We start from the raw sequence: 8,035 nt of genomic DNA on the forward strand, positions 1-8,035 counted from the left end.
TATGGATTAAATGAAGCATAATGACGAATATATGTCTGCTTCAAGGAGTGAACCATGAAACTTATTATCGCTGAAAAACCATCACAGGCCCAAGCTCTTGCAGGGCCTTTTTCTAAGGTTAAGAAACTAAAAGGATATTATGAGATTCCTCCTCAGGAATTTTTTCCTGAAGGAGCCTATTTAACATGGTGTGTCGGCCATCTTCTGGAACTGGTGCCGCCAAAGGACTATAAACCGGAATGGGAAAAATGGAAACTTGAAACGCTGCCGATGATGCCGGACCGTTTCAGGTATAAAGTTTCTCCCTCTAAATGGGATCAATTTCAAACGATTAAAAAGCTGGCTTTTGAACCCGGAGTTACTGAAATCATCGGTGCGACCGATGCGGGTCGTGAAGGAGAACTTATCTACAAATCTCTTCTCCTCAATATGAACTGCAGAAAACCGGTAAAGCGCTTATGGATCTCATCATTAACAAAAAAAGCAGTCTTGGATGGATTCAAAAACCTGAAAGAAGGCCAGGAAACACTCCCGGTCTTTTTTGAAGCCTATTCCAGAGCCTGTGCCGACTGGCTTGTCGGGTTGAATACGACGAGAGCCTACACACTTTTAATGCAGAAAAAAGGAATTAGAGAGACATTTCCGACAGGAAGAGTCATGACACCGACAGTCGCGCTTGTTGTTAAACGCGAACATGAGATCGAGAAGTTTAAGCCGGAACCTTTCTTTGAAGTGATCGGTTCATTTGATGTGAATGGAAAGAAGTACAGCGGAAAATGGCATGATAAAAACAGCAGCCGCCTCAAAACGAAAGATCTGGCAGAGGACATAAAAAAGCGGACTGAAAATCAGTCTAGTTCCGTGGAAAGCATAAAAAAGGAGAGAAAAGAATTCCATCCGCCGATGCTGTTTAATCTTTCTGCTCTCCAAGCTAAAGCGAATCAAGTGTATAAGTACTCCCCGGAAAGAACACTGAACATTACAAGTGATCTCTATTTAAAAAAAGTGGTCAGTTATCCAAGATCGGATAGCCCGTATATCACTGAAGAAGAGGCGAAAATGATGCCGGGCATATTGAAGCAGCTGGGTGACCTTGAGGAATATAAACATCTGCTTCCTTCACCCAAGCGATCTCTCATAGGGAATCCGCGTTTTGTAAATGCTGCGAAAGTATCTGATCACTATGCCATCATTCCAACGGAAAACGTGGCTAATCCTGTAAAGTTAAGCCGAGATGAGCGGAACATATACGATCTGATTGTGAGGAGCGTGATTGCTGCCCACTATGATAAGGCGATTATGGATACCACTACAATCGTTACAAAAGTAAATGAGCGGGATGAATTCATGTCAAAAGGAAAAGTCATCGTACAGGAAGGATGGCGCAAGGTCCTTTTTGAAAACAAAAAGAAAGAAGATAAAAAAGAGGACGATGAAAACACCCTTCTTCCGGATCTAACTGAAGCCGACAAAGGAAGAGTGGAGAACATTGCAATCCGGGAAGGAAAAACACAGCCGCCTAAACGCTACACGCTCGGAAGTCTCGTCACCCTCATGAAAACAGCCGGCAAAACGATTGAGGATGAAGAGCTGAGCAAGGTGCTCGAACAAGTTCAAGGTCTTGGCACTGAGGCGACACGAAGCAGCATCATAAAAAAAATTGAAGAGCTGGATTACATCAGAGTAGAAAAAAACCAAGTATTTGCGACCGAAAAAGCGAAGGGATTAATTGCCGCGATCGGTGAAGAATCCATTTTGACATCTGCTGAAACAACTGCGGTTTGGGAGCAGCGGCTCCGTGAGATTGGAAGAGGAAAAGCAGATGCGAAACAGTTTATGGAGCTGACCCGCAAAATGACAGAAAAAGTGATCAGCGATGCCATTGCCGGTGCTGCAAGCTGGAAGGTAGAGAATATTCCGTTGTCTAAAACAGCAGAACCCATCGGTAAATGTCCGTACTGCGGAAAAGAAATTATCTATATTAAGCGAAATGACTTCTATGGATGCAGCGGTTATAAAGAAGGGTGCAAGTTTTCCATTTCCGGCAAAATCGCACGGAAAAAGCTATCGGCAGCTCAGGTGAAACGCCTGTTGGAAAAGGGCGAAACCACCAAGTTAAAAGGGTTTAAAAGCAAGCAGGGCAAACCGTTTGCGGCCGCCCTTACCCTCAATAAAGAGACCGGGAAAATTGAATTCAAAATGTAGAACACTGATAACATAAAAAAAGGATGCCCAGACAGAAAGCTGGCCATCCTTTTCTTATTTTTTAAATCGATATGGAACAGTAGTAACAACCACATTTCTTTTATACAGAAGATAAGCTCTGATGAGCAAACTTGACTGGTTATGAAGAATGTTGTGCCAATTCTTTTTCGTAATGAATTGCGGAATCAACACCGTCACCCAATAGTTCGATTCTTTTGCCTTGTGTTGGGCAGTATCGATAAATTTGGTGAGCGGCTGTATAATGCTCCGGTATTGTGAGTGCAGTGTGACGAGACGGATGTCCGGCTGCCACTCCTCCCATTTCTCTTCAAATTGTCTTTCCTCCTGTCGGTCAAAGGCTACATAAACGGCAATGACCTGGTCAGAGAGGGTTCTAGCGTAATTAAGTGAGTTTTCAACCACCCGAGTCATCCCGGCAACCGGAACAATGATAACATTTCCTTCGATGGCGAGAGGCGGATGTTCTGATTCCAGGCGAAGCTGGTCACCGACGTCCTTATAATGGCGATGGATCCGGTGGAACAGTAGGATAATTAACGGCAAGAAGATCAGAACGGACCAGACTTGAGTAAATTTAGTGACAAAAAAGATGATGAGAACCGTCAGTGTGATCAAGGCACCGATCAGATTGGCCGTTAGTTTTGAAATCCAGCCTTTTGGTTTTTCTCTAAGCCACTTTAAGATCATACCTGTTTGTGACAAGGTAAATGGAATGAATACCCCTACGGCATATAAGGGAATCAAGTTCTCAGTCTGCCCTCTGAACGCAACAATCAGAATGATAGAACCGATGCCGAGCGTAATGATTCCATTTGAATAACCGAGGCGGTCTCCACGCATCGTGTACATTCTCGGCATGAATTTATCTGCCGCCAGGTTATAAGCGAGAAGAGGGAACGCTGAGTAACCAGTATTGGCTGCAAGGACTAGAATTAGTGCGGTTGTTCCCTGGATAAAATAATACATATAGTTACGGCCGAACGTTTCAGCAGCAATTTGTGATACAACGGTTTCCTCTACTTTAGGTGCGATGCCATACCAATAAGCAAGGAAGGTAACTCCAGTAAATAAAACAGCTAATAATGATCCCATCATGATCAGCGTTTTGGCAGCATTATTCGGCTGGGGCTCCTTAAAGTTCGGAATAGCATTAGAGATTGCTTCAACTCCAGTAAGAGCAGAACATCCAGAAGCGAAAGCTCTGAGAAGCAGGAACAGCGTCAGACCAGCAACCGGTGTACCGACAGGCGTGTGTGCAGATACCGGAACACCTCCGGTTGCAATATGGTACAGACCGACCCCGATCATAATGATAAGGGCCACAACAAAGAGGTAAACCGGGTAGGCCAAAATACTCGCCGACTCCGTTAAGCCTCTAAGATTTAAAATCGTAATGAGAATAACGAGCACTACGGCAATCACGACGTTATGCGCATGGAGGGCAGGAAAGGCTGAAGTGATGGCGTCTGTTCCTGCAGATACGCTAACAGCTACGGTTAATATGTAATCAACGAGTAAAGATCCCCCGGCAACCAGACCATAATTGACTCCCAGGTTTTCTTTAGAAACGACATAGGCTCCACCGCCGTGAGGATAGGAAAAGATAATCTGCCGGTAAGATAATATAAGTGCCAGTAATAGTACAAGGACTCCAATTGCGATAGGCAGGGAATACCAGAAGGCGACCGTCCCAAATGTTACGAGTACCAAGAGAATCTGCTCAGTTCCGTAAGCAACAGAGGAGAGCGCGTCAGATGAAAGAATTGCCAGCGCTTTCAACTTATTCAATTTATGTTCTCCGGCCTCGTTAGATTTTAACGGACGTCCGATTAAAAATCGTTTCAATGAGGTTAACATGATTCACCGCCAAGAATTAATTTTGAATGATAAAGTATGAAACCCTGAAAAAAAAAGAAAGTTGTAATCTTTTAATTTTACCCATTTTACATTTATTCTTATACTTGTTCGCGTAATCGAAGAACAAAAAGGGTAGTATGAAATAAGATACCCAGAGTTCTAAAGGAGAAAACAATGATGAACGAAAAACAGATGGCAGGCGAAAAAGCTGCTGATTTCATAGAAGAAGGAATGACAATTGGCCTTGGGACAGGATCTACTGTCTATTTTATGCTTCAAAAACTAGGGGAGCGGGTAAAAGAAGGACTTCAGATTAAGGGAGTATCCACTTCAGATTCCACAACAAAATTGGCAGAGTCACTTAATATACCGCTTATCTCCATTAATGAAATCGATCAAATCGACCTTACCATTGATGGAGCAGATGAAGTAGATGCTGAATTGAATGGGATAAAAGGAGGAGGAGGCGCCCTACTGTATGAAAAAGTAGTAGCGAGCATCTCTTCCAAAATCATATGGATCGTTGATTCCGCTAAACGGGTTGAGTCACTCGGTACATTTCCCCTGCCAGTAGAGGTGCTGCCATTCGGATCTCATCAGGTTTTCCGTCTGTTTGAAAAAGAAGGGCTCCAACCGTCTTTTCGAAAAAAGGAAGATGCTTATTTTATAACAGACAGCGGACATTATGTGATTGATTTAAAAATGGAAAGTATCAAACATCCTGAAAAAACCGCTTCTTGGCTCGATGGGATCACAGGCGTAGTGGAACATGGGCTGTTCTTAAATATGGCTGACCTTTTGATCGTAGGAGAGGCTGGCGGCCCAACCATCATTCATCGAAAGAAATTATAATTTTTCAAAAAAAAGATTGTATCAATGTGGATAATACTGTATATTCTATCTTAATAAAACTGAACGTTATGAAAAGCTTTGAAAGGAACATGAGTGATTCTTGCCGGTTGCACAGAGAGGAAGGGTGCTGAGAACTTCCCAACGCAGGAGAATCGCTTACCATCCATGAGCTGTATCGGTGAAATAAGACTAGCCTATACCGCAGCCGCTGCGTTAAAGCACTGGAGCCATCAATTCGTTGTAAAACCTCTTGATGGGAATCTGGGTGGAACCACGGGTAAAACGCACTCGTCCCTATTGCCGGGGATGGGTGCGTTTTTTCTTTTTCCTTTCCCGAAATAGAAAATAGCTGTGAACAGGACAAGAATGACTCAAACCGGTTATACAGAGAAGGAAGGAAAGCTGAGAACTTCCTAACACAGGAGAGTGATTTACCGCCTGGGAGCTGAATGGGTGAAACTGGATTCCAATAGCCCATTCCGTATGAGCTGCGTTACAGCGAATGGAGCCGTCAAATGCAATTATGGCGGGAACCAGGGTGGAACCACGGGTATAAGCACGCTCGTCCCTAGATTAGGGATGGGTGTGCTTTTTGTTATTTAAAAACTAAAATGGAGGGTTATAAGATGAAAGAAAATCAGATCAGCATTCAATTTCCCGATGGTTCCGAAAAAAAGTACCCGTATGGTGTATCAATGGATGAAATTGCGGTTTCAATCAGTCCTGGTCTAAAAAAGAAGGCTGCAGCAGGAAGGATTGACGATGTCCTTTACGACTTGAGCTTCTCTGTAGAGAGGGCCGCAGCCGTAGAGATTTTAACACTTGATTCCGATGAGGGAATCAACATCATGAGGCATAGCGCTGCACATGTCCTCGCTCAGGCTGTTCAGCGGCTATATGACAATGTAAAACTTGGAGTGGGGCCGGTCATTGAGAATGGATTTTACTATGACATGGATGTGCCGGTTTCGATCACACTTGAAGATCTACCTGCCATTGAAGCCGAGATGAACAAGATAATCAAAGAGAATAAAAAGATTGAGCGGATTGAGGTTTCAAGGGGAGAGGCAGTGGAATATTGGCGTGGAAAAGGGGATCATTTGAAGCTGGAATTGCTCAACGATATCCCTGAGGATGAAAAGATTACATTTTATAAACAGGGAGAGTTTATGGACCTTTGCCGAGGACCGCATCTTCCTTCAACTGGGCTTATTAAAGCATTTAAGTTAACTTCTATATCTGGAGCCTACTGGCGGGGCGATTCAGAGAATCAAATGCTGCAGCGGATCTATGGAGTTGCTTTTTCCTCAAAAAAGGAACTCGAAGAGCATCTTCTCTTTCTTGAAGAAGCAGCAAAGCGAGATCACCGCAAACTCGGAAAAGAGCTTGATCTGTTTATGTTTTCTGAAGAGGCTCCTGGAATGCCATTTTTCCTGCCAAAGGGCCAGTTGTTAAGAAATGAACTGGAACGATTTTTGAGGGAATTTCAGATGAGCCACTCCTTTGAAGAAGTAAGGACACCGCTTATGCTGAATCAGCGGCTGTGGGAGCAATCGGGCCATTGGGATCATTACAAGGAAAATATGTATTTCTCACAAGTGGATCAGGCTGGTTTTGCATTAAAGCCGATGAACTGTCCAGGGCATATGCTCATCTATAAAAACAAACGCCGGTCGTACCGGGATCTTCCCTTAAGACTCGCAGAATTCGGCCAGGTGCACCGGCATGAATACAGCGGAGCGCTGAACGGGCTGCTGCGTGTAAGAGCATTTTGCCAGGATGATGCCCATATCTTCGTTGCACCGGATCAAATTGAAAGTGAATTAGAGTCAGTGCTTGATGTCGTGGGTGAGGTGTACCGAACTTTTGGATTTCAATTTGAGGTTGAACTCTCTACTCGTCCAGAGGATTCGATGGGGGATGAGAGGCTTTGGGAAAAGGCAGAGAATGCCCTTGAAAATGTTCTGAAGAAAGCCGGATTGAATTACAGGATCAATGAAGGTGATGGTGCATTCTACGGTCCGAAGATTGATTTTCATATCCGGGATGCCATAAACAGAAGCCATCAGTGCGCGACAGTGCAGCTGGATTTCCAGATGCCTGAAAAGTTTGATCTGCATTATATTGATGAAAAGAATGAAAAACAGCGTCCGGTCGTTATTCATCGCGCGATTCTCGGTTCAATTGACCGTTTTTTAGGAATTCTGATTGAACATTATGCAGGTGCGTTTCCATTATGGCTGGCACCAGTCCAGGTGAAGGTTCTACCTGTGTCATTATTGCATCACCAGCCCTATGCAGAGGATGTGGTTCAGAGATTGAAATCTGCAGGAATAAGAGTAGAAGCTGATTTGAGAGAAGAAAAGCTGGGCTATAAAATCAGAGAAGCACAATTACAGAAGACACCCTTTATTTTAGTTGTCGGAGATGAAGAGATAAAACGCCAGGGTGTAAATGCCAGGAAATATGGAGAGGAATCTTCCGGTTTTATAGAAGTGGAACAGCTGATCAAACAGCTGCAGGAGGAAGTTGAAAATAGACAATAACCATAAAGAAGAGGAGTTTCTTATCATCCTAAAGGGGTGTGATGAGAAAGCGCCTCTTTTTTTTGTGATGGCTGTGCGAAATCAGGTTTTTTTAGGCCAACCCTGTAATTGGGAAGCAACATGGTCATTTTTTATCAAAAATGAAGGATTTTGAGTGAATTTTCATGCTGTGGTTTTTAGCCATGGTTTAGTGGGGTATTTTGGCTTCTTCAAGCTCTTTTGCGGAGATATGAGCGCCAGACTAGTCCCTTACACCTGAAAGATCGTAACGACATTTTTTTATTTTCAAATTTACAGGATTATTGTTCAAAAATACGATCTTTTACGAAGATCAGCCGGTTTTTTTGTTTGGCAGGTAGCCTTACATAAGAAATACTGTCCAGAAATCCCAAAATACTGTCCAAAAGCGGAATTTTACGATGATGTATAAAAGTATGTGTAAGCATTTTATAGTGGACAAATAAAAAAAGACAAAGTACTCTCGGGTTTGTCCAGAACCATGAGAGGAGACTTTGTCTTTTGAATAATTCTACTATAAACCAATTAGATTTAGG

4 protein-coding genes and 1 other annotated feature are annotated in these 8,035 nt (G+C 43.3%); of the genes, 3 read left to right on the forward strand and 1 reads right to left on the reverse strand.

Annotated features, from left to right (window positions below):
- Positions 1-54: 54 nt before the first annotated feature.
- Positions 55-2,205, forward strand: a complete 2,151-nt coding sequence (locus AR335_RS21115; RefSeq protein WP_062239793.1) for a type IA DNA topoisomerase — start codon at positions 55-57, stop codon at positions 2,203-2,205.
- A 54-nt stretch (positions 2,206-2,259) separates the two neighbouring features.
- Here the strand turns inward: AR335_RS21115 and AR335_RS21120 are convergent, their stop codons facing one another.
- Positions 2,260-4,083, reverse strand: a complete 1,824-nt coding sequence (locus AR335_RS21120) for an APC family permease (protein WP_062239796.1) — start codon at positions 4,081-4,083, stop codon at positions 2,260-2,262.
- Positions 4,084-4,260: 177 nt separating this feature from the next.
- Between AR335_RS21120 and rpiA the strand changes: the two genes are divergently transcribed.
- Positions 4,261-4,935, forward strand: coding sequence for a ribose-5-phosphate isomerase RpiA (gene rpiA / locus AR335_RS21125; RefSeq protein ID WP_062239800.1), 675 nt, complete (start codon positions 4,261-4,263; stop codon positions 4,933-4,935).
- A 342-nt stretch (positions 4,936-5,277) separates the two neighbouring features.
- Positions 5,278-5,508 (forward strand) — a binding site (T-box leader).
- A 53-nt stretch (positions 5,509-5,561) separates the two neighbouring features.
- Positions 5,562-7,481: a threonine--tRNA ligase gene (thrS, locus tag AR335_RS21130; RefSeq protein WP_062239802.1), complete on the forward strand. Its 1,920-nt coding sequence runs from the start codon at positions 5,562-5,564 to the stop codon at positions 7,479-7,481.
- The last annotated feature ends 554 nt before the right edge of the window (positions 7,482-8,035 follow it).

The organism is Fictibacillus sp. FJAT-27399, assembly GCF_001510655.1.
Taxonomy (GTDB): domain Bacteria; phylum Bacillota; class Bacilli; order Bacillales; family Fictibacillaceae; genus Fictibacillus_C; species Fictibacillus_C marinisediminis.

Coding starts and splice junctions, on each gene's coding strand:
- AR335_RS21120 (WP_062239796.1), bottom strand. CDS start 4,083: ATGTTAACCTCATTGAAACGATTTTTAATCGGACGTCCGTTAAAATCT.
- AR335_RS21115 (WP_062239793.1), top strand. CDS start 55: ATGAAACTTATTATCGCTGAAAAACCATCACAGGCCCAAGCTCTTGCA.
- rpiA (WP_062239800.1), top strand. CDS start 4,261: ATGAACGAAAAACAGATGGCAGGCGAAAAAGCTGCTGATTTCATAGAA.
- thrS (WP_062239802.1), top strand. CDS start 5,562: ATGAAAGAAAATCAGATCAGCATTCAATTTCCCGATGGTTCCGAAAAA.